We start from the raw sequence: 23,004 nt of genomic DNA, 5'->3' as shown, positions 1-23,004 counted from the left end.
CGGTCAGCCGACGGCCCCGGCGGGGGCCGCCGCCCCCGCCGGGGCGCCGAGGAAGGCCTCCCAGCCGCCGGCCGGGGACTGGCCCGGGGCGAGGGTCTGGAGCTTGCGCAGCACCGCCGGGTCCTGGGCGTCCAGCCAGTCGACCAGCTGCCGGAAGGAGACCAGCCGGACCTCCGGCCTGCCCGCGATGGCCTTGAGGGCGTCCTCGACGGCGTTCATGTAGATGCCGCCGTTCCACTCCTCGAAGTGGTTGCCGATCACGTACGGCGCCCGGTTGCCGTTGTAGGCGCGGTCGAAGCCCATCAGGTAGGCGTCGCGGGCCTGGGCCTGGAAGCCGGGGTGGAGCGCCGGGTCGGCCTTGGTGTTGGGGCCGCACTGGTTGTACATGATGTTGTAGTCCATCGAGAGCACCTGGAAGGTGTGCCCGGGGAACGGGATGGACTGCAGCGGGAGGTCCCACAGCGCGCCGCCCTGGATCTTCTGCGGCCACACCTGGGTGCCGTTGCCGCTGCTGTCGTAGCGCCAGCCGCGCTTCACCGCGGTGGGCAGCAGGTTGCGCTGGCCCTCCAGGCAGGGGGTGCGGCTGCCGATCAGCTCCTTGCGGTAGTCGAAGGGCAGTGCCGGCAGGTCGGTGAAGCCGGTGTTGGTGCGCCAGTTCGTGACGAAGTCCATCGCCTGCTGGATCTCGCTGTCCCACTCCTCCGGGGACCACTTGCCGACGCCGGTGGAGCCGCAGAAGTGGCCGTTGAAGTGGGTCCCGATCTCGTGGCCCTCCAGCCAGGCCGCGTGCACGTTCTCCAGGGTGTCGCGGATGTGCTGGTCGCTGAGGTAGCCGATGTCGGAGGCGCCGACCTTGTGCTGCGGCGGGCGGTAGAGGTCCTTCCTGGACTCGGGCAGCAGGTAGAGGCCGCTGAGGAAGAAGGTCATCTTCGCGTCGTGCTCCTGGGCCAGCCGGCGGAAGCGCGCGAACAGGCCGTTGTCGAGCTCCCCGGCGCCGTCCCAGGAGAAGACCACGAACTGCGGCGGGCGCCGACCGGGCTCCAGCCTCTCGGGGACGGGCTGGTGCGGCTGGGCGCCGGTGTCCGAGGTGGAGCCGTCGCCGATCAGCACGGCCTGCGGCTTGGGCGCCGGGGCCGGGGTGGGGGTGGCGAGCTGCTCGTCGACCGTGCCCGTGGCCGGGACGGCGGTGCCCGTCGCCCGCTCCCCGCCGGTGGCGTGGTTGCTGCCGCAGCCGGCCGCCAGGGCGGCGGCGGTGGCGGCGCCGGCCGTCAGCAGGGTTCGGCGGGAGAGGGCTTCCATGGTCACTCCGTTCGTGGGGCGGTGGCGGCGTGCGGGAGTGCGGAGTCCGGTCGGGCGCGGGGATGACGGAACCCGTAACCGGGTCAGCATGGCACGGAGGCGGAGCCGGTCGGAGAGGCACAGCGCGCGGTCGGGAGTGATCGCTCGAACGACGCAACCGATCGGGTCCGTTGAACCGTCGGTAGGTCGTGTCGGGTGTGCACCCGCGGCGATCGTATGCGGGAGGCCGCCGTCGCGCTCAGCGACCGGACGCCCACGGCGTGCAGGGAAGAGGCCATCAGCCCTGCCGATCGGCGGGTGCCGGTACGACCGTCGTGTGGACGTGCCCTACAGTCCGTTCCGGTTGAATTGTTCCCAGGAAACTCCCAGGAAGCGGGATTCCGTCGGCAGAGGGGAGCGCCCGTGGGCGTCCAGCAGGGCAGGGGTCCGTGGCCGGGCACCCTGGCGGCCGGAGCCGCGCTGGTGCTCGGCGCCTGGCTGCTGCACGACGGGGGCCGGTCGCTGCCGCCCGCCCCGCAGGCCGGCCAGGCCCAGGCCGGGATCGCGCCGGTCTCGGTGGTCCCGCCGCTGGGTCCGTCCGCGCCGACCCGGATCCGCATCCCGGCGGTGCGGCTGGACGCCCCGGTGACCGCGCTGGGGCTCGACGCCGACGGCCGTCTCCAGACCCCGCCGGAGGCGGACCGCAACCTCGCGGGCTGGTACCGCGGCGGGGCGAGCCCCGGTCAGCGCGGCACCGCGATCCTCGCGGGGCACGTCGACAACAAGGCCGGCCCCGCGGTCTTCTATCATCTGGGCGCGCTCCGTCGGGGGGATCGGATCGAGATCGCCCGGGCGGACGGCGCCACCGCCGTCTACCAGCTCTACGCCATCGAAGTGCACGACCGAAAGGACTTCCCGGACGACCGGGTCTACCGCCAGGCCGCTGACGCACAGCTGCGGGTGATCACCTGCGGCGGTTCGTACAGCGCGGAACACGGCTACGACGGCAACGTCGTCGCCTACGGCTTCCTGGCCGACACCACCCCGCCGGGCAAAGCCGCATGAGCACGCTGACCCTTGCCACCCGCTGGAACCCGATCGACTGGCCGCTCACCGAGGGCCTGATCCCGCACGCCGTGCTCGCGGCCGGCTGGGCGGCGCTGTTCGCCCTCGCCGTCGGCCGCGGCCGGAGCTGGTGGCGGGTCCGCCTGCCCGCCGCCCTGCTGACGGCGGCGGCGCTCAGCTGGCTGCTGGACGCCGTGGTCGACGGGTGGTGGCACCCCTTCCCGGAGGGCACGCCCCGGTACGTCACCCGGTGGATAACCATCGCCCTGCTGGGCTTCTGCCTGGCGGGCTACCGGATGCGCCGGCTCACCTGGCGGCGGCGGGGGATCGCACTGGGCCTGACCGGCCTGGTGGTGCTGATGGCCTCCTCCGAGGTCAACATCGGCTTCGGCCAGTTCCCCAGCGGGCGGGTGATGCTGGCGCCGTGGCTGACCAAGACCGACGGGCTGGTCGCCACCAAGGCCGGCCAGGTCGTGGCCGCCCCGCCGGGCAAGTCGCTGGAGGAGGTCTGGAAGCCCCCGGCGGACCTGCCCGAGAAGGGCACCGTCTCGGTGGTGCCGATACCCGGCACCAAGTCGGGCTTCAAGGCCCGCGACGCGTACGTCTACCTGCCGCCCGCCTACCAGGCCACCCCGCGGCCGCTGCTGCCGGTGGTGGTGATGATCACCGGTCAGCCCGGCATCCCGGGGGACTGGGTGCTCTCCGCGCAGATCAACGAGGCCCTCGACGCCTACGCCGCGGAGCACAACGGCCTCGCGCCGATCGTGGTGATGCCCGATCAGCTCGGCTCCACCTGGGCCAACACGCTCTGCCTCGACTCCCGGATCGCCAAGACCCAGACCTACCTGGCCGCGGACGTCCCCGACTGGGTCCACCAGAACCTCCAGGCCGCGACCGGCCGGAACGCCTGGGCGATCGGCGGCGCCTCGATGGGTGGAACCTGCGCGCTCCAGCTCGGCGTCAACGCTCCCGAGGTGTACGGCACCGTCCTCGACATGTCCGGGCAGGAGGAACCGACCCTGGGCAGCCGGGAACAGACCGTCAAGGCCGCGTTCGGCGGCGACGAGAAGAAGTTCGACGCGGTCGATCCGCTGCAGGTGATGGCCCGCAAGAAGTTCCCGGACACCAACGTCGCGTTGGTCGTCGGCGAGACCGACGAGGAGTTCAGACCGCAGATGGAGAAGGTCTACCAGGCCGCGCAGGCGGCCGGAATGAAGGCCAAGTTCGACCTGATGCCGGGCGGCCACGGCTGGGTCGTCTTCCGCCCCGGCATAGCCGAGCAGCTCCCGTGGCTCGCCCAGCAGACCGGGCTGACCCGGTGACCGGCGCGGGGACCGCGCTGGCCACCGTCGGGGAGCGGCGCGGGCCCGGGCCGGACGCGGAGCGCGCGGCCGAGCGCGGCGCCGACCGGGCCCCGGTCACCCGCACCGCGGAGCCGCGCCCGCAGCGGGTCCGGCGGGCGGCCCGGGTGCTCGGCTCCCGGCTGCGCTCGGCGCCGCTGACGCTGGCCCTGCTGGCCGGGCTCTGGCTGCTCGGCGCGGCCACCGGCAGCCTGGGCCACGGCCCGTCCGACCGGCTGCTGGAACGGGCCGGGGTCGGCCCGTCCACGCTGGCCGAGGGCCACTGGTGGACGCCGGTCACCTCGATGTTCTGGTGCTCGGGCAGCGGCTCGTACGTGTTCACCAGCCTGCTGCTGCTCCTGGTCGGCCCGGCCGCCGAGCACCGGCTCGGGCGGCCGCGCACCCTCGCGGTGCTGGTCGGCGGGCAGGTGGTCGGCACCCTGCTGGGCACCGCGCTGGTCGCGTTCGGCTCCAGGGTGGGGGAGCCGTGGACCGTCTCGGTGGCCGACCAGATCGCGGTCGGACCCGGCGTCGGCGTGTTCGCGCTGGCCGGGGTGCTCGGGTACCGGCTCACCGTGCTCTGGCGCCGCCGGCTGCACCTGCTGGTGCTGCTCGTCCCGCTGGTGATGACGCTGTACGTGGGCCACCTGCAGAGCGTCCAGCGCTGCGCCGCCGCGCTGGCCGGGCTCGGCCTGGGCGCGCTGCTCAGCGGGGGCCGCCCGCACCTGCGCACGCACCGCTCCTCGCACTCCGAGACCCGGGTGCTGGTCGCGCTCTGCCTGGTCGCCGCCGCCTTCGGGCCGCTGCTCGCCTCGCTGTACGACAACGCCAGCGGGCCGTTCAACACCTTCTCCGAGCTGTACCTCTCGCACCGGCTCAGCCCGGAGGAGGTGGCCGACTTCTGCGCGGTGTCGGCGCACGACTGCGCCCGGGCGCACGCCGTCGTCCGGATCTTCGACACCCCGGGCCGGCTGATGGCCGCGCTGTTCCCGGCGCTGCTGCTGGTGCTGGCCGAGGGGCTGCGCCGGGGGCTGCGGTTCGCCTGGCTGGTCACCGTGGCCACCGAGCTGCTCTGGGCGGCGCTGCTGTGCTGGCTGTACCTGGAGGCCGGGCCGGTCGGCCGGGACGTGGTGCAGTACTTCGTCGAGGCGCTGCTGCTGCCGCTGCTGACCACCGTCCTGCTGCTGGCCACCCGCAAGCGGTTCCCGCTGCGGCTGTCCGGCCGCTCGATGCGCCGGCTGGCCCTGGTGCTCGGCGGTGCGGCGCTGGCCTCCGCGGCCGTCTACGTGGGGGTCGGGCGGCTGGTGGCCGGGGAGTTCGAGCCGGGGGCGACCGCCCGCCGACTGGTGGCCGGGCTGCCGGCGCAGTTCCTGCCGCCCGCGTACAACGACCTGCTGCCGGACTACCCGGTCGCGGTCGGGCCGGTGGCGCGCCTGCTGGAGACGTACTGCGGGCTGGTGTTCTGGGTGGTCGCGCTGGCCGTGCTGCTGTCCGTCTTCCGCCGCCCGGTGCTGCACACCGACGCGGCGGCGGCCGCCCGGGCGCGGGCGCTGCTGACCGAGCACGGCGGCGGGACGCTCTCGTTCATCGCCACCTGGGACGGCAACCACTACTGGTTCGACGAGGGCGGCCGGGCGGCCGTCGCCTACCGGGTGGTGGGCACCGTCGCGCTGACCACCGGCGACCCGTTCGGCGCGCCGGAGGACCGGGCCCGGGCGGTGGCCGGCTTCGCCCGGTACTGCGACGCGCGCGGCTGGACGCCGTGCTTCTACAGCGTCTGCGGCGAGACCAGGGCCGCCGCCGCGCGGCTCGGCTGGCGCTCGGTGCAGGTCGCCGAGGACACCGTGGTTCCGCTGCCCGAACTGGCCTTCACCGGCCGCAAGTGGCAGGACATCCGCACCGCCCTCAACAAGGCCGGCAAGCAGGGCATCTCCGCGGAGTGGTGGGCGTACCACGAGGCGCCGCTCGCGCTGCGCGAGCAGATCCGGGCGATCTCCGAGGAGTGGGTCTCCGAGAAGGGCCTGCCGGAGATGGGCTTCACGCTCGGCGGGCTGGAGGAACTGGACGACCCGGACGTGCGGGTGCTGATCGCGGTGGACGAGCAGCGGGTGGTGCACGGGCTGACCAGCTGGATGCCGGTCTACGAGGACGGCGTGCCGGTCGGCTGGACGCTGGACTTCATGCGCCGGCGCTCGGACGGCTTCCGCGGCGTCAGCGAGTTCCTGATCGCCTCGGCCGCGCTCGGCTTCAAGGAGGAGGGCGCGCGCTTCCTGTCGCTGTCGGGCGCGCCGCTGGCCCGCACCGGGCAGGACGAGGAGCCCACCGGGCTGCAGCGGATGCTGGACTGGATGGGCAAGGTGCTGGAGCCGGTGTACGGCTTCCGCTCGCTGCTGGCGTTCAAGGCGAAGTTCCAGCCGGAGTACCGGCCGATGTACATGGCGTACCCCGACCCGGCCGCGCTGCCCGGCATCACCAGGGCGATCGGCAAGGCGTACCTGCCGCACCTGACGGCGGCCCAGGGCGTCCGGCTGATGCGCAGGCTGTCGGGCTGATCCGCCCGGGGGCGGACGGCCGTACGGGCTTCCCGGGCCCCGGACCCGGGTTGCCGGCGGCGGACGTCGCGTTCCCCGGCGCCGGGGCCCGTCAGCCGAACAGCTGGGCGAGCGCGCGGTCGGCGTCCAGGTGCAGGTGCTCCTCGCCCTCGGGGACGACCAGCCGGCTGCGCCACAGGAAGCGGCGCAGGTCGGCGGTGTCGAACCGGAGCAGCGCGGTGCCCTCGGGGGCCCGCAGCTCGACCATGGTGCGCCGGCCGGCCGCGGGCCGGACGTGCACGTCGCCGACGCCGGCGGGCACCTCGACGCCGGCCGAGAGCAGCTGGCGGGCGAAGATCCAGACGATGTCGGCGCTGTCCCGGCGCTCGGCGGGGTCGTCCAGGGAGAACTCGGAGGGGAAGGCCATCCGCACGGCCAGCGGGTCCTCGGGCCGGTAGGCGAGCACCACCCGCAGCCGGACGGACCGGTGGGTGGACAGGATCAGGCGGGCCTGGACGGTCTCTTCGACGGTGCGCACGGACGGGTCCCTTCGGTCGGGTGCGGGGCCGCGCTAGGGCAGTGGGGTTGGTGCGGCCTCACCCTGGTGAGAGTCCCGGGACCCGTGGTGCTTACCCGGTTCCACGAGGTATTCGACGTGATCCGGGTCACATCGATTTCCGGCCGCCCGGGCCCGGCGCGGAGCCTCGCCTGGAGGCCCGAACGGCGCCGGGCCGGTACGCTGGGCGGGTTGTCCGATTGCCTCCCGACCGCGGGGCGAGGCCGCAAAACCGCCTCTGACCTGCGATGATCCCCCTCGGAGACCGTGAGTACTGCCGCCGCCTCCTCGATGCCGCTGTTCTCCGACGTACCGGAGGCGCAGGCGCCCCCCCGGCCCGTCGGCCATGCCGCGCCCGCCGGTTCGCACCACCTCTCGCCGGCCTTCCCCGGCCGCGCCCCCTGGGGCACCGCGGGCAAGCTGCGGGCCTGGCAGCAGGGTGCGCTGGACAAGTACATCGAGACGCAGCCGCGCGACTTCCTCGCGGTCGCGACCCCGGGCGCGGGCAAGACCACCTTCGCGCTCACCCTGGCCTCGTACCTGCTGCACAACCACCTGGTGCAGCAGGTGACCGTGGTCGCGCCGACCGAGCACCTGAAGAAGCAGTGGGCCGAGGCCGCCGCGCGGATAGGCATCAAGCTCGACCCGGCGTACTCCTCCGGGCCGCTGTCCCGGGAGTACCACGGCATCGTGGTCACCTACGCGGGCGTCGGCGTGAACCCGATGCTGCACCGCAACCGGACCGAGGCCCGCAAGACCCTCGTGATCATGGACGAGATCCACCACGCCGGTGACTCCAAGTCCTGGGGCGAGGCCTGCTTCGAGGCCTTCGAGCCGGCCACCCGCCGGCTGGCGCTGACCGGTACGCCGTTCCGCTCCGACACCAACCCGATCCCCTTCGTGGCGTACGAGGCCGGCGGCGACGGCATCCGCAAGTCCGTCGCCGACTACACCTACGGCTACGGGCACGCCCTGGCCGACCACGTCGTCCGCCCGGTGATCTTCCTCAGCTACAGCGGCAACATGCGCTGGCGCACCAAGTCCGGCGACGAGCTGGAGGCACGGCTCGGCGAGCCGATGACCAAGGACCTGATCGCCCAGGCCTGGCGCACCGCGCTGTCCCCGCAGGGCGAGTGGATCCCGGCCGTCCTCCAGGCCGCCGACCGGCGCCTCACCGAGGTCCGCAAGGCCATCCCGGACGCCGGGGGCCTGGTCATCGCCACCGACCAGAACGTGGCCCGCGCCTACGCCAAGATGCTGCGCGAGATCAGCGGCGAGAAGGTCACCCTGGTGCTCTCGGACGAGGCCGAGGCGTCCAAGCGGATCTCCGACTACGCGGAGGGCACCTCGCGCTGGATGGTCGCGGTCCGCATGGTGTCCGAGGGCGTCGACGTCCCCCGGCTCTGCGTCGGCGTGTACGCGACCTCGATCTCCACCCCGCTGTTCTTCGCCCAGGCCGTCGGCCGCTTCGTGCGCGCCCGCAAGCGCGGCGAGACCGCCTCGGTGTTCCTGCCGACCATCCCGCTGCTGCTGGGCTTCGCCAACGAGATGGAGCTCCAGCGCGACCACGTGCTGGACCGCCCGAAGAAGGAGGGCGAGGGCCTCTTCGACGAGGAGGACCGGCTGCTCGCCGAGGCGGAGCGGGCCAACGACGGGCCGGACGGCGCGGGCGGCGAGGAGTTCTCCTACGAGGCGCTGGGCTCCGACGCGGTCTTCGACCGGGTGCTGTACAACGCCATGGAGTTCGGCATGCAGGCCCACCCGGGGAGCGAGGAGGAGGAGGACTACCTCGGCATCCCGGGCCTGCTGGAGCCGGACCAGGTGCAGATGCTGCTGCAGAAGCGCCAGCACCGGCAGATCCAGCGCAGCAGGACCAAGCCCGCCGAGGAGGCCGACCTGCTGGAGCTTCCGGCCGAGCAGCGGCCGGTGGTCACCCACCAGGAGCTGCGGGAGCTGCGCAAGGAGCTGAACGCGCTGGTGGCCGCCTGGCACCACCGCACCAGCCAGCCGCACGGCACCATCCACAACGAGCTGCGCCGCCAGTGCGGCGGGCCGCTCACCGCGCAGGCCACCGCGAACCAGCTCAGGGCGCGGATCGCGAAGATCCGGGAGTGGGCCAAGTAGCGGAGCCGGAGGCGGGCGGAGGAACGGTTCGGCGGGCGGACCGAAGACTCCGCCGGACGGCGCGCCCCGGCCGGGGCCGGGCGCCCCGTCCGCCCCGGCGCGTCCGGACATCGGACCGGGGGCGCGTCCGCACCCCGACGCACCCGGCGAATCGCGGGGGTTCGTCCTGATTTCGACGCGGTGTTGAAGTTGATCACGCCCGAATTTTGGACAACCACTTCCGCCGCGTCATTTCCTTCACTACCTTTCCCCCACGCTCTTCCGCCGGGCAACCCGCGCGGGACGGCGCCGCGGGGCCGTGCGCGTCAAGGACGACGCCGTGCGGTCCGAGCGCGGCCACCCCCACCTGCGCGCGACACCGGTCTTGGAACGGCGCCGCCGCCCCGCGAGCGCCGCGGAAAGGATTGCCCGCCGTGACTGCCGAGACCTCCCAGACCCTGGACCGCGGCGTCCGGGTCCTCAAGCTCCTCGCCGACTCCGAACGAGGGCTCACCGTGACCGAGCTGGCCGCCCGGCTGGCCGTCAACCGGACCGTGGTCTACCGGCTGCTGGCCACCCTGGAACAGCACGGCCTGGTCCGCCGGGACATCGGCGGACGCGCCCGGGTGGGCCTCGGCGTGCTGCGCCTCGCGCACCGGGTCCACCCGCTGCTGCGCGAGGCCGCCCTCCCGGCCCTGCGCAGCCTCGCCGAGGACCTCGGCGCCACCGCCCACCTGACCCTGGTGGACGGCAACGAGGCGCTGGCCGTCGCCGTGGTCGAACCCAGCTGGACCGACTTCCACGTCGCCTACCGGACCGGCCTGCGCCACCCGCTCACCGAGAGCGCGGCCGGCCGGGCGATCCTGGAGGCGCGCACCTTCCCCAGCCAGCGCCGGCCCGAACAGGGCTTCGTCATCACCCGCGCGGAGGAGCAGTCCGGCGCGAGCGGGGCGGCCGCCGCGCTGGTCGGCCTGAGCGGCATCGAGGGCAGCGTCGGCGTGGTGATGCTGAACGGCCTGGTGCCCGAGCGGGTCGGCCCCCGGGTGGTGGAGGCGGCGACCGAGGTGGCCGACGCCCTGAGGTAGCGCCCGCGCACCGGGTCGGGTGTGTTTGGATTCCCCTTGTGTCCGACACCAAGCTCTCCAAGGCCCTCACCTCCCCGCGGACCCGCGCGCTCACGCTGTGCGGGGTGCTGGTCGCCGCGCTGTTCGGCGTGGCCGCCTTCGTCCCGCTGCCGTACACCATCACCTGGCCGGGCCTGACCGCGGACACCCTGGGCTCGTACCAGGACAGGCCGGTGCTCACCATCACCGGGGCGCCGCTGCGCACCACCGAGGGCGAGCTGCGGATGGTCACCATCACCGCGACCAACGCCGGGCAGCGCAACACCTTCTGGCGCTCGATGCAGGCCTGGTTCGACCCGCGGGAGGCGGTCCGCCCGACCGAGACGGTCTACCCGGAGACCGACCCGGTGAAGGCCGACGAGGCGACCGCCCAGCAGATGGCCGAGTCGCAGGACGCGGCCACCGCGGCCGCGCTGAACCACCTCCACCTGTCGCCGGACCAGGTGAAGGTCAAGATCGACCTGGGCGCGGTCGGCGGCCCGAGCGCCGGCCAGATGCTGGCGCTGGGCATCGTCGACAAGCTGGCCGGCGACGGCAGGGGCGGCGACCTCACCGGCGGGCTCACCATCGCCGGCACCGGCACCATCGACAAGGACGGCACCGTCGGCCCGGTCGGCGGCGTCCCCCTGAAGACGCAGGCGGCCGCCCGGGACGGCGCGACGGTGTTCCTGCTGCCCAAGGACGAGTGCGCGGACGCCAGGGTGAACACCCCGAAGTCGCTGCGCCTGGTGCCGGTCGGCACCCTCGACGAGGCGGTCTCCGCGCTCCAGGCGCTGAGGAGCGGCGGCACCGTCCCCTCCTGCTGACCGGGCGTCGCCCCGCCCGCACGTGGGTCGGCCCGGTCCCGGAGGGCTCGGGCCCCGTCCGGGAGGGCTCGGGCTCCGTCCGGGAGGGCTCGGGCTCAGATCCCGAAGGCCACCGCGGCGAAGTCGTCGCCCAGCCGGGTGTGCAGCCGGGCGGCGATCCCGGCCAGCCGGTGGGCCTGGGCCATCGGCAGGGAGACCGAGATCGCGCCGATGCCGTTGCCCGCGACGATCGGTACGGCCGCACCCGCCACGTCGATCGCGTACTCCTGGAACTGGGTGATCGGGACGACCCGCCGCGGGCCCTGGCGCGGCAGCAGCGGCAGGCAGGCCGGGTCCCGCAGGGTGTACGGGGTGAACGCCACCATCGGGTGGCGGGCCAGGTGGTCCCGGCGCTCGTCGGCGGTCATCAGGGCCAGCACCGTCTTGCCGGCCGCGGTGGCGTGCGCGCCCGTCCGGAAGCAGGCCCGGTCGACCAGCGGCGCGCCGGGGGCCTCGGCGGCTTCGACCAGCTCCACCTCGCCGTGCCGGTACCAGGTGAAGTAGACGGCGGCGGAGAGCTCGTCGGCGAGCATGCCCAGCAGCGCCCTGAGCCGGGCCCGCCCTGTGGCCGGACCGTCGTACCGGATCAGCCCGGCGACCGCGGGGCCGGTCAGGTAGACGCCGCTGCGGCGTTCCAGGTAGTGGTCGTGCACCAGGGTGCGGAGCAGGTGGTAGGCGGTGCCCAGGGCGAGGTCGGTGTCCCGGGCGAGCTGTTTGGCGGTGGCGCCCTTGGGGTAGCGGGCGGCCGCCTCCAGCAGGCGCAGGGCGCGCTGGGCGGAGGCGATGAGGGTGGGGGCGGTACCGTCGGCCGCGACGGCGTTCGTCATGCCGGGGCCGGCCCGGGCAGGGACGCGGCTGCCGCGGGTGTCAGCGGGCCGCGGGGCGACACGAGGGACAGTAGAACGTTCATATGTGAATCTTGGGGCCATCGGCGCCGCCTGCCTATGCCGGATCGGCGCGTCGCGCCGCCCGGACCCTCCTACTCGGCGGCGGCCTGGTCCACCAGCGGCAGGATCCGGTACGGCACCGGGTTCTCCAGCACTATCGCGGTGGACGAGCGGACGATCCCGTCGAAGCCCAGCACCCGGTCGATCACCCGCTGCAGATCGGCGTTGGACCGGGCCACGATCCGCACCAGCATGTCCCCGATCCCGGTGATGGTGTGCAGCTCCAGCACCTCCGGAACGCTCGCCAGGTGCGCCCGCACGTCCGCGCCCTGGCCCTGGGAGATCTCCAGGGTGGCGAAGGCCGTCACCGGGTAGCCGATCGCCGCCGGGTCCACCTCCGGGCCGAAGCCGCCGATCACGCCCTTGGCCTGGAGCCGGTCCAGCCGGGCCTGCACGGTGCCCCGGGCGACCTGCAGCCGGCGCGAGCACTCCAGCACCCCGATCCGGGGCTCCTCGGCGAGCAGCCGGATCAGCCGGCCGTCCAGGGTGTCGATGGTGTCGTTCGTGCTGGCCGCCGGTGCGGCGGAAACGCCGTGCGGGGCGGCGGAGTTGGGCGAGCCGGGCGAGCTCGGGGCGTGGGCGGGGGGCATCGCGGCACCGTCCTGTGGTGGGCATTCTGTACAGCGGCGCGGTCGATTCTCCCGCTCCGGGGCACAGCTTGACCAGGAGGAAACGGAACAGTTGCGCGCAGGTCGCCCCGGCGCCACCCTCCAGCCACACCCCCGTGCGCAGGGCCCCACCCCCCGGTGCCGGGGGCGGCCAGGATGGTCCGTACGCCTACCGGGAGGGCAGTCATGACCGACACCACCGCCGAACCCGCCCTGTTCGGGGCGGGCCTCGTACCGGACCCGGCGGAGGCGGGGCCGCTGCCGGCGGGCCGCGCCGACGCGGTGGTCTTCGCGGTCGCCGACGCCGAGCGGGCGGCCCGCCGCTACTGCGCCGCGCTCGGGCTGCGCTGCACCGCGTACGCCGGGCCGGAGACCGGCGAGCCGGAGACGCTCTCGTACGTGCTGACCGCGCCGGGCACGCGGATCGTGCTCTCCTCGCCGGTGCGGACCACCGGCCCGCGCGGCCGGGAGCTGGCCGCGTACCTGGACCGGTACGGGGACGGGGTGCTGGACCTCGCGGTGAGCGTGCCGGACGTCCCCTACGCCTACGACTACGCGGTGGACCGCGGCGCGCTGTCGCTGGCCGAGCCGTACGAGGCGCGGGACGACTACGGCGCGGTGCTGCTGGCCACCATCGGGGTGCCGGGCGGGACCAGGCACACGCTGGTCGACCGGGCGGGCTACGTGGGGCCGTACCTGCCGGGGTACGTGCCGTGCGACGGCTTCTGACGGAGCGCCCGGCGGGAATCGTCGGACCCGCCCTAGCGGATCGCGGTCTCCACGATCGGCGGGTGGCCGTTCCAGGAGGCGAAGACCGAGTTGGCCTCGTCGCCCCGGGTGAAGTCGACCCGCAGCCACTGGCCGTTGGTCCACACCTGCATCTGCCAGCCCGGGTCCGGGGTGGCGGAGACCAGGGTGGCCCGGTCCGGCTTCAGGTCCAGCGCGACCTTGCCGCCCGGGATCGGGTAGCTCCTCACCGTGGATGTCGCGGTGGCGGCGGGGGCGGGCCTGCGGGTGGGCGGCGCGGCGGCGGTGGCAGTGGTGGCGGTCGCGGCGGGGGCCGGGCCGTGCGGCGCGGTGGTGGCGGCGGTGGTGGCGGTCCGGGAGGCCGCCGGGGAAGGGGCCGTGGACTGGGCGGCGGAGCGCGGCTGGTCCGGGGTGGCGGGCGCGGAGTGCGGCGTGCCGCCGGCCTTCGGGGAGGGCAGCGGCAGCGCCGTCGGCTGCTCGAACGCGGCGCCGGTCAGCACCGCGTGCACGCCCAGCCAGGAGAGCGCCACCGCCGCCCCGGTGGCCGCCGCCCAGGCGCCGAGTTGTACCAGTCCGTTCCGCATCGTTCGCACATCCTGCCGTATTTCCAAACGGATGGAGACCGGCACCCCCGGTATTCAGCAGGGCAGTTGCACAATGTCCGGACCGGCACCCGAGGTACAGACCACTGACCGGCGATGGCGTACCGTGCAGGGCCATGGCAACAGTGCTCGTGGTCGAGGACGACCCCTTCGTACGTTCCGCCCTCATCCGCCACCTGACCGACACCGGTCACGCGGTCCGCAGCGTGGGCACGGCTCTGGAGGCGCTGCGGGAGGTCGCCCAGATCGGCTGTGACCTGGTGATCCTCGACCTGGGCCTGCCCGACCTGGACGGCAGCGAGGCGCTCAAGATGATCCGGGGCCTGACCGACGTGCCGGTGATCATCTCCACCGCCCGGGACGACGAGGCCGAGATCATCCGACTGCTCAACGACGGCGCCGACGACTACTTGGTGAAACCTTTCTCCGGGGAGCACCTCAGCGCCCGGATGACCGCCGTACTGCGCCGGTTCGGCGGAGGCGCGGCCCCCGTCGCCCAGGTGCTGCGGGTCGGCGGACTGGCCATCGACCTCCAGCGGCGGGAGGCCGCGCTGGACGGACGGCCGCTCGACCTGACCCGCCGTGAGTTCGACCTGCTGGCCTTCCTGGCCGCCCGGCCGGGCGTGGTGGTGCCGCGCAAGGAGATCCTCGCCGAGGTCTGGCAGCAGACCTACGGCGGCGACCAGACCATCGACGTCCACCTCTCCTGGCTGCGCCGCAAGCTCGGCGAGACCGCCTCCAACCCCCGCTACCTGCACACCGTCCGGGGCGTCGGGGTCCGGCTGGAGGCCGCCGGGGGCCTCGCGGAGCACCGGACGTGAGGCGGTTCGGGCGCTCGCTGCGCTGGGCCCTGATCAAGGCCGCCGTGGCCGGGACGACCATGGTCGCGCTGGCCTTCCTGATCCCGCTCGGGATGATGGTCCAGCAGACCGCCCGGGACCGGGCCTTCACCGCCGCCGAGCGGCAGGCCGCGGCGCTCGGGCCGGCCCTGGCGATCACCACCGACGAGGACGCGGTCAACCGGGCGCTGGCCAGTACGGACGCCGGCGGTCAGGGGCGGATGGCGGTGCACCTTCCGGCGGCCGGGCAGCCCGCCGGGGCGGGGGCAGCCGGGGTGGGGGGCGGCGAGGCGGGTGCGGCCGGGCCGGGGGTCGGTGAGGCGGTTCGCGGTGGCGGGGGCGGCGAGCCCGGGGGCCCGGTGCTGGGGGAGGGGCGCGCCACCACGGCCGACGTGGCCACCGCCGGCGGGCAGGGCCGCTCCTTCACCGTGAAGGTGCCCGGCGGGTACGCCCTGCTCCAGCCGGTCGCGGTGGACACCGGGCGGACCGCGGTGGTCGAGGTGTTCGTGGCCGAGAGCGACCTCACCGGCGGCGTCGCCACGGCCTGGCAGGTGCTCTCCGCCGTGGCGCTCGGCCTGGTCGCCGTCTCGGTGCTGGTCGCCGACCGGATGGGCGGCCGCATCGTCGCCTCCGCGCGCAGCCTCGCCGGCGCCGCCCGCTCGCTCGGCGCCGGGAACCTCTCGGTGCGGGTCCCGGTGGAGGGCAAGCAGGTCGAGGGCAGCCCCGAGGAACTGCGCGAGGCCGGGCAGGCGTTCAACACCATGGCCGACCGGGTGGTCCAACTCCTCGCCGCCGAAAGGGAACTGGCCGCCGACCTGTCGCACCGGCTGCGCACCCCGCTGACCGTGCTGCGGCTCAACGCCGCCTCGCTCGGCGAGGGCGACGCGGCCGACGCCACCCGGCACGCGGTCGCCCAACTGGAGCGCGAGGTCGACCAGATCATCCGCTCGGCCCGCCGCGCCCCCGAGGACGCGCCCGCCGTCGCGGTCGGCTGCGACGCCGCCGAGGTGATCCGGGAGCGGGTCGGCTTCTGGTCGGCGCTGGCCGAGGACGAGGGGCGCCGGTGGCAGCTGGCCGGAGCCGAGCGGTCGGCGCCGGTGCCCGTCCAGCGCGGGGACCTCGCGGCCGCCGTCGACGCGCTGCTCGGCAACGTCTTCCGGCACACCGCCGTCGGCACCGCCTTCTCGGTGGACGTGCTGGCCACCGACAGCTCGGTGATCGTCCTGGTCGGCGACGCCGGACCGGGGTACAGCGACCCGGCCGCCGCCCTCAGACGCGGCGAGGGCCACGGCGGCGAGGGCTCCACCGGCCTCGGCCTGGACATCGTCCGCAAGCTCGCCGAGTCCACCGGCGGGGACCTCGCGCTCGGCCGCTCCGCGGTGCTCGGCGGCGCCGAGACCCGGCTGCGGCTGCGCACCCGGCCGGCGGCGGCGGAGCCCGCCCGGGGCGGACGGCGGCGGACCCGGGGCGCGCTGTTCCAGAAGTGACGGCCGCCCGGGGCGGCGCGCCGGGGGCGACCGGCGGCGGCCTCCGGGACTCCTTCGACGGCGCCGTGCTCCACCCGCGAGGAAGGAGGGCCGGTCAGAGCCGCTTTGTCACGCTTCGTAGTCGATCGTGTCCGATTCCACCCGGGCGGCATCCGGTATCGTCGCTGGTTGGCCGAGCCGTGGACGGAGTGGACAGTGACAGCGGTGCAAGACGAGCGCAGCCCGGTGCGGACCGCACCCGACCCCTCGCCCGCCCCCCTGTCGGACCGGCTGCGCCGGGCCCTCGGCGCCCCCGTCCGGGCGCTGCGCGAGGCCCCCCGCCGTCCGCTGCTGGCCGCCTCCGCCGTGGCGCTGCTGTCCCTGCTGGTGTACGCGGTGGTCCGCCACTTCGTCCACACCTCGATGGTGGACATGATCGTCTACCGGGCCGAGGGCGCCGCCGTGGCCAACGGCACCGACCTGTACGAGCTGCGCGTCACCGAGTGGAACCTGCCCGCGACCTATCCGCCGTTCGCGGCGATGCTGTTCGTCCCGACCACCTGGTTCCCGGTCCCCTTCCTCCGGGTGGCGATCACTCTCGGCAACCTCGGGCTGCTCGCCCTGCTGACCCACCTGTCCTTCAAGCTGGCCGGCTGGCCGCGCCGCGAGCTGCGGCCGATCGGCGTGGTCCTGGTGACCGGCCTCGGGGTCTGGCTCGAACCGGTCTTCACCACGCTCCGCTACGGCCAGATCAACCTCGCGCTGGCCTGCCTGGTCCTCTGGGACCTCACCCGCGCGGACGGGCGGCGGAGCAAGGGCATGGCGATCGGCATCGCCGCCGGCATCAAGCTCACCCCCGGCCTGTTCGCGGTCTACCTGCTGATCACCGGCCGGGTCCGGGCCGCCTTCGTGGCGGGCCTCACCTTCCTCGGCACCTTCCTGCTGGGCGCCGTGGTCCTGCCCGACGCCACCTGGGGCTTCTGGACCAAGTACCTCTACGACTCCTCCCGGGTCGGCAAGACCTGGATCGTCGACAACCAGTCGATGCGCGGCGCCTTCGCCCGCCTGCTGCACGCCGCCGACCCCGGCACCGTCGCCACCCTCGGGGCGGGCCTGGTCGCGCTGGCCGGCCTCGCCGTCGCCGCCTGGGCCGCCCGCAGCGGCCGCTGGCTGCCCCGGGCCGAGGCCTGGGGCGTCTGCTGCGCGGCCGTCACCGCCGTGCTGATCTCGCCGATCAGCTGGACCCACCACTGGGTCTGGTGCGTGCCGGTGCTCGTCCTGCTCGCCGCCGAGGCCTCGGTCGAGCACGCCCGTCCGGCCGGTGTCCGCCGGCTGCGCTGGCGGGCCGTCTTCTGGGGCACCCTGGTCGCCTTCCTGTCCTTCGCGATGTGGGCCGCGAAGCCGGTCGGCCTGGCCGTCCTCGACATGTCACCGTGGCGCCAGCTGCCGACCTCGGTCTATCCGTGGGTCGGACTCTGCTTCCTGCTCGCCGCCGCCGTCCGGATAAGGGCCCGACGGCGTTCGGCCGGCGCGCCGCTGGTCCGGCTGCCCGGGCAGCGGGACGTCGGCGGCCCGGACGCCGCCCGCGGCCGTCAGCAGGCCCCCGCAGCCCGCTGAACCGGCGGGGGTGCCGCTGCCGCGCCCCTGCTTCCGGGCCTTGCGGTCCTTCCGGTCCTCGCGTTCCCGGTCCTTGTGGTCCTCGCGGTCCCGGTCCTTCCCTTCGTTCGCTTGCTTCCGCTTCCGCCGCCGAGCCCGCTGCTCGTCCGCGGGATCCCGCGGGTGCTCGTACTCGTGCTGCTGTACGTGCCAGTGCACGCTGCGGCGCATGCCTAGGCGAGCAGTTCGGCGAGCGAGCCGTCCATGTCCAGCGCGGCCAGCTCGCTGCCCGGCGGGACCAGTCGGTGCGCCCGCTCCAGCCAGGCCGCGACGGCCGGCAGCGGGGCCTCCAGCAGCGCGTCGCCGGCGGGCGAGCTGAGCGCCAGGCAGAGCACGCTGCGGCGGCCCGAACGGGTCGGCCAGATCCGCACGTCGCCCTGGCCGCACGGGCGGAAGGTGCCCTCGACCAGCAGCTCGCGGGCGAACACCCAGGTCACCGGGGAACCGGTGTCCAGGTGGAAGGTGATGTACACCGCGTACGGGTCGTGGCTGCCGTACGACAGTCGGGCCGGGACCGGGACGCTGTGCTCGGGCGAGAGCACCAGGTTGAGCTCCAGCTCGTGCTCGACGACGCTGACGGGACGCTCCATGATCGTCTTCCTCTCTGCCTTCGGGCGGTGCCCGGTTCCGGGCCCCTGTGACCTTTGAGAGGGCGGTCCGCAGCGGCTCTTACACACGTTTCCGGGATTTCTTCGGGAAGTTCGGTGAGGGGTGGTGAACGGCGGGTGGCGCGGCGCGCGAGCAAATGTCGTGCGCTGGGTTCCCTACCTTGAGCGACCCCCCGCTGTCCGGGGAATCGCGAACTTCCCGTCCTGGCTTCGCCGAGGTACTACCCTTTGTGACTGCCCGGCGACTGTCCGCCCATCGGTGGTGCCCCCACGCGCGCCGAGCGCCGGGCGTGCGCCGGATCGTGCGCGCGGGTGGACGCGTCTGCGGTGGTCGGGCCCGGTCGGCCGCACCGTCCTCGTCAGGCCCTGCCAGGAAAGAAGACGCCCATGACGGACCGCCCCTTCGCCGGCGCCGGCGACCCGGCCGTCGCGCCCGGGCCCGGCTACTACCCCGACCCCTCCGTCCCCGGCTTCGTCCGGTACTGGGGCGGCTCGGCCTGGGTGCCGGGCACCAGTCGGCCCGCTCCCGCCGTCGGCGAGGTGCTGGCCCCGCCCCGGTACGCGACCCGGCGGCCCGCCCCGGAGGGGGTGCCGGCGCGGGCGGTGCCGCCGCCGGTGGTGCCGGAGGCGGTCGCGCCCGAGGTGGCGGTCGTGCGGGCGGCGGCTCCGCAGCAGGTGGCTGCGGAGGGGCTGGTCCCGGACGCGCTGGTTCCGGACGTGCTGGTCCCGGAGCCGGGCGGGCCGGCGCAGGTCGGGACGCCGGCGGGCGGCGGCGACACCGGGCCGGTGTACTTCGACCAGACGTCCGGCGGGGCGTCCTTCGTGCTCGGGCCACGGCTGGCGGAGGTGATCGGCGGGCCGGTGTTCCGGACGGTCGACGGGCCGGGGACGCCGCCCGGGATGCCGTCGTCGGGGCCGGCGTCGTCGGAGCCGGCATCGTCGGGCTCCGGCGGTGCCGGACGGCCGCGGGGCGTGGAGGAGGCCGACGGCGTTGGTGCGGTGCCCGAGGCGGTCCCGGCGTCCGGTCCGTCCCCGGCCCCGGTTGCCGGGGAGTCCGGCTGGCAGGCCGATCCGCGGGCGCAGCGGGGCCTGATGGAGACGGGCGGCGCACAGCACTGGGTCTCCTGGGGGGTGCTTTCGGAGGCGCCCGATGCGGACGAGGGGCGCGCGGAGCAGGAGCGCGCTCCGGCTGCCGTGGAACTGGCCGCCGCCGGCGCTCCTGTCGGCGCTCCCACTGGCGCTCCCACTGGCGCTCCCGTCGGGGCGAAGGCGGTGCGGGAGGCGCCGGTGCCGGCCGTCCTGGCGTCGGGCCCGGTGCCGGTGGTCGGCGACGCGGCGCTCGCGGCCCCGGCCTCGGTGGCGGTCGCCACGAAGACCGTGGCCGCGACCGCCGCCACCGCCGTCGCTCCCGCCGCCCCGCTGCCCACCGTACGGACGGTCCGCGAGACCGCCGTCCAGCCCCGGCCGGCCGCCACCCCCACCGCCCCCGCGTCTCCCCGGGCCGCCCGGACCACCAGGGTCGTCCGTCCGGCCGGCCTCGGCCGCCGACTGGCGGCACGGACGGTGGACACCGCCGTCCTGCTGGTGGTCGCGGTCGCCGCCGGGATCCCGCTCGCCCGCTCGGTGACCGACCACCTCCGGCTGAAGGTCGACCAGGCTCGGATGGCCAGCGCCCTCGCCCGCCGACAGGTCCAGGTCTGGCTGGTGGACGACGTGGTGCTGGGCAAGATCGCCGTACTGATCGGCATCCTGCTGTTCGTCAGCCTGCTCTACGAGGTGCTGCCGGTCGCCCGCACCGGCCAGACCTTCGGCAAGCGACTGGCCCGGATCCGGGTGGTGGACGCCGCCGCCCCGGCCGCCCGGACCAGACTGGGGCTCGGCCGCTCGCTGCTCCGGTGGGCCGTGCGGCAACTGGGCACCGTGCTGCTGCTCGGCCTGGTCTGGCCGGTGTTCGACCGGGTGGCGCGGCGGGGCTGGCAGGACCGCGCGGCCCGTACCCGGGTGGTGCGGGGCTGAGGCCAGCGGGGGCCCGGAGCAAAACGGACAAAATATACCGAACATCAAGAATCCGCGATGTTCTACTCGGGGACATGAGCACCCACGACCCCTCAGGCCCCCAGCCGGAGGGGGGCGGCAAGCCCTCCTTCGACAAGCAGCCCCCGCAGCCGGGCGGCGGCACGCCGGAAAGCGAGCCGTCGGGCCCGACCCCGTCCCCGTCGACCGACCCGTCCCACGGCCCGTCCAGCGGCCCCGGCGCCTACCAGGGCACGTACGGCGGGAGCCCGTACGGCGAGCCGACCCCCGGTCAGAACCCGTACGGCGACGACCCGTACGGTCAGCCGCCCCCCGGCTACGGCACCGGCTACGGCCCCGGCGCGTACGGCACCCCCGGCGCCGGCCCCGTCCCCGGCATGCCGCCGATCGGCAGCTGGCCCAAGCGGATCCTCGCCCGGCTGATCGACTACGTCCTGATGCAGGTCATCGGCGTGATCGTGGTGGGGCCCTTCAGCGACCTCAGCACGCGCAACGGCTCCACCGAGGCGTTCTGGCTCGGCTGCGCCCTCTACCTCGTCTACGAGGCCCTGATGCTCAGCCGGGACGGCCAGACCCTCGGCAGGAAGGCGATGAGGATCCGCGTCGCCATGCTGATCGACGGGAGCACGCCCACCCCGTCCGCCGCCTGGACCCGCACCGCCGTCTTCATCCTCCCGGCCGTGGTCTGCTGCGCCGCGCTCTGGTGGATCGTCGACGGGACCTTCGGCGTCTTCGACAAGCCGTACCGGCAGTGCCTGCACGACAAGGCCGCGAAGACCGTGGTGGTCACCACGGAGGTCTGAGCGGCGGAGCGGGACGCGTCCGCGCCCGGCGGCGGATCAGCGCTGCCGGGCGTACGCCTGCCCGGCCGGGGCGGCGGCAGCGGCCGCAGCGGGGCGGGACGCCGCCGGGTCCGCGGGGCCCGCGGGCGCGGTGGCGGCCCTGGCGGCGACCACGGACATCCGGAGCACCGTCACCACGGTGCCGAGCGCCAGCGCGAACCCCACCAGCACCGAGACCGCGAGGACGCCCGAAGCGCCCGAAACGGCCAGCAGTGCCACCGTGGTGGCGGCGACGGTGAACGAGCCGAGGCAGGCCTGGGCGACGGAGGGGCGCGGCATGGCGGAGGTCCTTCGCACGTCGGGGGGAACGGGCGGAAACGGAGCCGGTTCCCGGGGTCCTACCCCGCAGGGGAGACGGGTACGTCCAGGCTAGCCCCCGAGCCCGGGGGCACGGGGGGCGCACGGGCTCACCCCGGGGTCGTCCGAACCGATCGGTACGGTGAACCGCGACCGGTCGACCGCGCACCACCGTCTATCGCACCGCACCGCACCGCACTCCACATCACGCACCACCGCACCCGGGGGAACCGACCATGCCCATCCCCGCCGACTGGCCCACCACCGAGGCCGAGGCTCTCGCCGAACGGAAGCGGCTGCGCCCGCTCGTCCAGGCCCACGACGACCCCGGCCGTGACGACACGGGCCGGGACGACACGGGCCCCGGCGAACTGGTCGCCGGCGTCGACGTCGCCTACGACGACGACCGCGACCTCGTCGCCGCCGCGGCCGTCCTGCTCCACCGGGACACCCTCGAAGTCGTGGAACAGGCCACCGCCGTCGGCCGGATCGCCTTCCCCTACGTCCCCGGACTGCTCGCCTTCCGCGAACTCCCCGCCGTCCTCGACGCGTTGGCCGCCCTCACCCGCACCCCCGACACCGTCGTCTGCGACGGCTACGGCCTCGCCCACCCCCGCCGCCTCGGCCTCGCCAGCCACCTCGGCGTCCTCACCGGCCTGCGCACCCTCGGCGTCGCCAAGTCCCCCTTCACCTTCGACCACCACGAACCCGGCGCGCCCCGCGGCTCCTGGACCCCGCTCACCGACCCCGCCACCGGCGAGGAGGTCGGCCGCGCCGTCCGCACCAGGGCCGGCGTGAAACCCGTCTTCGTCTCCATCGGCCACCGGACCGGCCTCGACACCGCCGTCCGCACCACCCTCGACCTCGCCCGCCACTACCGCCTCCCCGAAACCACCCGGCACGCCGACTCGCTCTGCCGACGCGCCCTCGCCGACGCCCAGCGGACCGGGACGAGCGCGAACTGACCGTGCCCCGGGCGGGATTCGGGCCCGGTGTGTTAGACATGTGACACCGGGGCCCGGCCCCGACCGCCAGGGACGGACGCACGGGGGAGGCGCCGAAAATGGGAGCAGGAACCACCGGTACCGGTTCTACCGGCGGAGCCGGACAGGGCTACCGCGTCGAGGTCGAACAGCTCCGCGCCTTCGCCGGCCAAGTCCGGCTGCTGCTCGCCGACTTCCAGAAGCACGCCGACGGCACCGACGCCCACGGCCGCAGCGCCATCGGCAAGAACGCCTTCGGGACCTTCGCCGAGGCCACCGAGATCCACGGCCGCTACGGCACCATGCGGGACGCGCTGCGCGACGTCCTCAACCAGCTCCAGGAAGCCGTGAACGAGGCCCAGCGGAAGGCCGACCTCACCGCCACCAACTACGAGGAGCAGGACCACCACACCGCCGCGAAGCTCAAGCTCGGCGACGACGGTTGGTCCGTCGCGCACCCCTCCGCGAGCAGCCGGGCCGCGGCCGAGCAGAACCGCACCCCGTCCACCCGCGGCAACGCCACCGTCTGACCG

Annotated in this window: 21 protein-coding genes; 14 read left to right on the top strand and 7 right to left on the bottom strand. The window is 74.7% G+C overall.

Annotation, left to right across the window (positions count from 1 at the left end; translation table 11 throughout):
• Positions 1 to 3: 3 nt before the first annotated feature.
• Positions 4 to 1,299: a polysaccharide deacetylase family protein gene (locus ACZ5GH_RS13995; RefSeq protein ID WP_387756880.1), complete on the bottom strand. Its 1,296-nt coding sequence runs from the start codon at positions 1,297 to 1,299 to the stop codon at positions 4 to 6.
• 402 nt (positions 1,300 to 1,701) lie between these two features.
• Here ACZ5GH_RS13995 and ACZ5GH_RS13990 point away from each other — a divergent pair, with 402 nt between their 5' ends.
• From ACZ5GH_RS13990 to ACZ5GH_RS13980, 3 genes are read left to right on the top strand one after another with little or no spacing between them, the layout of a single operon-like run.
• Positions 1,702 to 2,343, top strand: coding sequence for a class F sortase (locus ACZ5GH_RS13990; protein WP_387756881.1), 642 nt, complete (start codon positions 1,702 to 1,704; stop codon positions 2,341 to 2,343).
• Positions 2,340 to 3,665, top strand: a complete 1,326-nt coding sequence (locus ACZ5GH_RS13985; protein ID WP_387756882.1) for an alpha/beta hydrolase — start codon at positions 2,340 to 2,342, stop codon at positions 3,663 to 3,665. Before ACZ5GH_RS13990 ends, ACZ5GH_RS13985 begins: the two co-directional genes overlap by 4 nt.
• Positions 3,632 to 6,235, top strand: a complete 2,604-nt coding sequence (locus ACZ5GH_RS13980; protein WP_387756883.1) for a rhomboid family intramembrane serine protease — start codon at positions 3,632 to 3,634, stop codon at positions 6,233 to 6,235. Before ACZ5GH_RS13985 ends, ACZ5GH_RS13980 begins: the two co-directional genes overlap by 34 nt.
• Before the next feature lie 91 nt (positions 6,236 to 6,326).
• On the opposite strand, the gene ACZ5GH_RS13975 is transcribed toward ACZ5GH_RS13980, so the two are convergent.
• Entirely contained in the window at positions 6,327 to 6,752 is a 426-nt protein-coding gene (locus ACZ5GH_RS13975; RefSeq protein WP_464334416.1) for an SsgA family sporulation/cell division regulator, read from the bottom strand.
• Between the two features lie 309 nt (positions 6,753 to 7,061).
• On the opposite strand from ACZ5GH_RS13975, the gene ACZ5GH_RS13970 reads away from it, so the two are divergent.
• From ACZ5GH_RS13970 to ACZ5GH_RS13960, 3 genes are all read left to right on the top strand, one after another.
• Positions 7,062 to 8,894, top strand: coding sequence for a DEAD/DEAH box helicase (locus ACZ5GH_RS13970; protein WP_387757054.1), 1,833 nt, complete (start codon positions 7,062 to 7,064; stop codon positions 8,892 to 8,894).
• Between the two features lie 413 nt (positions 8,895 to 9,307).
• The gene (locus ACZ5GH_RS13965) at positions 9,308 to 9,958 is read left to right on the top strand and encodes an IclR family transcriptional regulator (RefSeq protein WP_387756885.1); all 651 of its coding nucleotides are present in this window, start codon (positions 9,308 to 9,310) and stop codon (positions 9,956 to 9,958) included.
• Positions 9,959 to 9,996: 38 nt separating this feature from the next.
• A complete protein-coding gene (locus tag ACZ5GH_RS13960) occupies positions 9,997 to 10,803 on the top strand; it encodes a S16 family serine protease (protein ID WP_464334415.1) in 807 nt (268 codons plus the stop codon).
• Positions 10,804 to 10,898: 95 nt separating this feature from the next.
• On the opposite strand, the gene ACZ5GH_RS13955 is transcribed toward ACZ5GH_RS13960, so the two are convergent.
• Positions 10,899 to 11,669 carry an IclR family transcriptional regulator gene (locus ACZ5GH_RS13955; protein WP_464334414.1) on the bottom strand — a complete coding sequence of 257 codons (771 nt, stop codon included), beginning with the start codon at positions 11,667 to 11,669 and terminating at the stop codon, positions 10,899 to 10,901.
• A 152-nt stretch (positions 11,670 to 11,821) separates the two neighbouring features.
• Entirely contained in the window at positions 11,822 to 12,379 is a 558-nt protein-coding gene (locus ACZ5GH_RS13950; RefSeq protein WP_464334413.1) for an Lrp/AsnC family transcriptional regulator, read from the bottom strand.
• A gap of 204 nt (positions 12,380 to 12,583) precedes the next feature.
• Between ACZ5GH_RS13950 and ACZ5GH_RS13945 the strand changes: the two genes are divergently transcribed.
• Positions 12,584 to 13,126 carry a VOC family protein gene (locus ACZ5GH_RS13945; RefSeq protein ID WP_464334412.1) on the top strand — a complete coding sequence of 181 codons (543 nt, stop codon included), beginning with the start codon at positions 12,584 to 12,586 and terminating at the stop codon, positions 13,124 to 13,126.
• 32 nt (positions 13,127 to 13,158) lie between these two features.
• Here the strand turns inward: ACZ5GH_RS13945 and ACZ5GH_RS13940 are convergent, their stop codons facing one another.
• Positions 13,159 to 13,728, bottom strand: coding sequence for a hypothetical protein (locus ACZ5GH_RS13940; RefSeq protein WP_464334411.1), 570 nt, complete (start codon positions 13,726 to 13,728; stop codon positions 13,159 to 13,161).
• A 134-nt stretch (positions 13,729 to 13,862) separates the two neighbouring features.
• On the opposite strand from ACZ5GH_RS13940, the gene ACZ5GH_RS13935 reads away from it, so the two are divergent.
• The 3 genes from ACZ5GH_RS13935 (at position 13,863) to ACZ5GH_RS13925 (ending at position 17,668) form a co-directional block, all read left to right on the top strand.
• Positions 13,863 to 14,567: a response regulator transcription factor gene (locus tag ACZ5GH_RS13935; RefSeq protein ID WP_401114633.1), complete on the top strand. Its 705-nt coding sequence runs from the start codon at positions 13,863 to 13,865 to the stop codon at positions 14,565 to 14,567.
• Between the two features lie 17 nt (positions 14,568 to 14,584).
• Positions 14,585 to 16,072 (top strand): sensor histidine kinase, encoded by a 1,488-nt coding sequence (locus tag ACZ5GH_RS13930; protein ID WP_464336828.1) that lies wholly within the window; start codon positions 14,585 to 14,587, stop codon positions 16,070 to 16,072.
• A gap of 195 nt (positions 16,073 to 16,267) precedes the next feature.
• On the top strand, positions 16,268 to 17,668 hold the full coding sequence (locus ACZ5GH_RS13925) for a glycosyltransferase 87 family protein (protein WP_464334410.1): 1,401 nt from the start codon (positions 16,268 to 16,270) through the stop codon (positions 17,666 to 17,668).
• Between the two features lie 212 nt (positions 17,669 to 17,880).
• Here the strand turns inward: ACZ5GH_RS13925 and ACZ5GH_RS13920 are convergent, their stop codons facing one another.
• Positions 17,881 to 18,297: an SsgA family sporulation/cell division regulator gene (locus tag ACZ5GH_RS13920; RefSeq protein ID WP_097237712.1), complete on the bottom strand. Its 417-nt coding sequence runs from the start codon at positions 18,295 to 18,297 to the stop codon at positions 17,881 to 17,883.
• Positions 18,298 to 18,702: 405 nt separating this feature from the next.
• Between ACZ5GH_RS13920 and ACZ5GH_RS13915 the strand changes: the two genes are divergently transcribed.
• Positions 18,703 to 20,331, top strand: coding sequence for an RDD family protein (locus ACZ5GH_RS13915; RefSeq protein ID WP_464334409.1), 1,629 nt, complete (start codon positions 18,703 to 18,705; stop codon positions 20,329 to 20,331).
• A 74-nt stretch (positions 20,332 to 20,405) separates the two neighbouring features.
• Positions 20,406 to 21,152, top strand: coding sequence for an RDD family protein (locus ACZ5GH_RS13910; protein ID WP_387756894.1), 747 nt, complete (start codon positions 20,406 to 20,408; stop codon positions 21,150 to 21,152).
• Positions 21,153 to 21,188: 36 nt separating this feature from the next.
• On the opposite strand, the gene ACZ5GH_RS13905 is transcribed toward ACZ5GH_RS13910, so the two are convergent.
• Positions 21,189 to 21,470 (bottom strand): hypothetical protein, encoded by a 282-nt coding sequence (locus ACZ5GH_RS13905; protein WP_387756895.1) that lies wholly within the window; start codon positions 21,468 to 21,470, stop codon positions 21,189 to 21,191.
• A gap of 254 nt (positions 21,471 to 21,724) precedes the next feature.
• Here ACZ5GH_RS13905 and ACZ5GH_RS13900 point away from each other — a divergent pair, with 254 nt between their 5' ends.
• Together ACZ5GH_RS13900 and ACZ5GH_RS13895 are read left to right on the top strand one after the other, a co-directional pair.
• Positions 21,725 to 22,453, top strand: a complete 729-nt coding sequence (locus ACZ5GH_RS13900; RefSeq protein WP_464334408.1) for an endonuclease V — start codon at positions 21,725 to 21,727, stop codon at positions 22,451 to 22,453.
• A gap of 98 nt (positions 22,454 to 22,551) precedes the next feature.
• The gene (locus ACZ5GH_RS13895; RefSeq protein ID WP_387756897.1) at positions 22,552 to 23,001 is read left to right on the top strand and encodes a hypothetical protein; all 450 of its coding nucleotides are present in this window, start codon (positions 22,552 to 22,554) and stop codon (positions 22,999 to 23,001) included.
• Positions 23,002 to 23,004: the final 3 nt, after the last annotated feature.

The sequence above is a fragment of the Kitasatospora sp. Xyl93 genome (assembly GCF_055383135.1).
The sequence above is the reverse complement of the archived record's forward strand: the minus strand, read 5'-3'. Positions and strand labels throughout refer to the sequence as shown.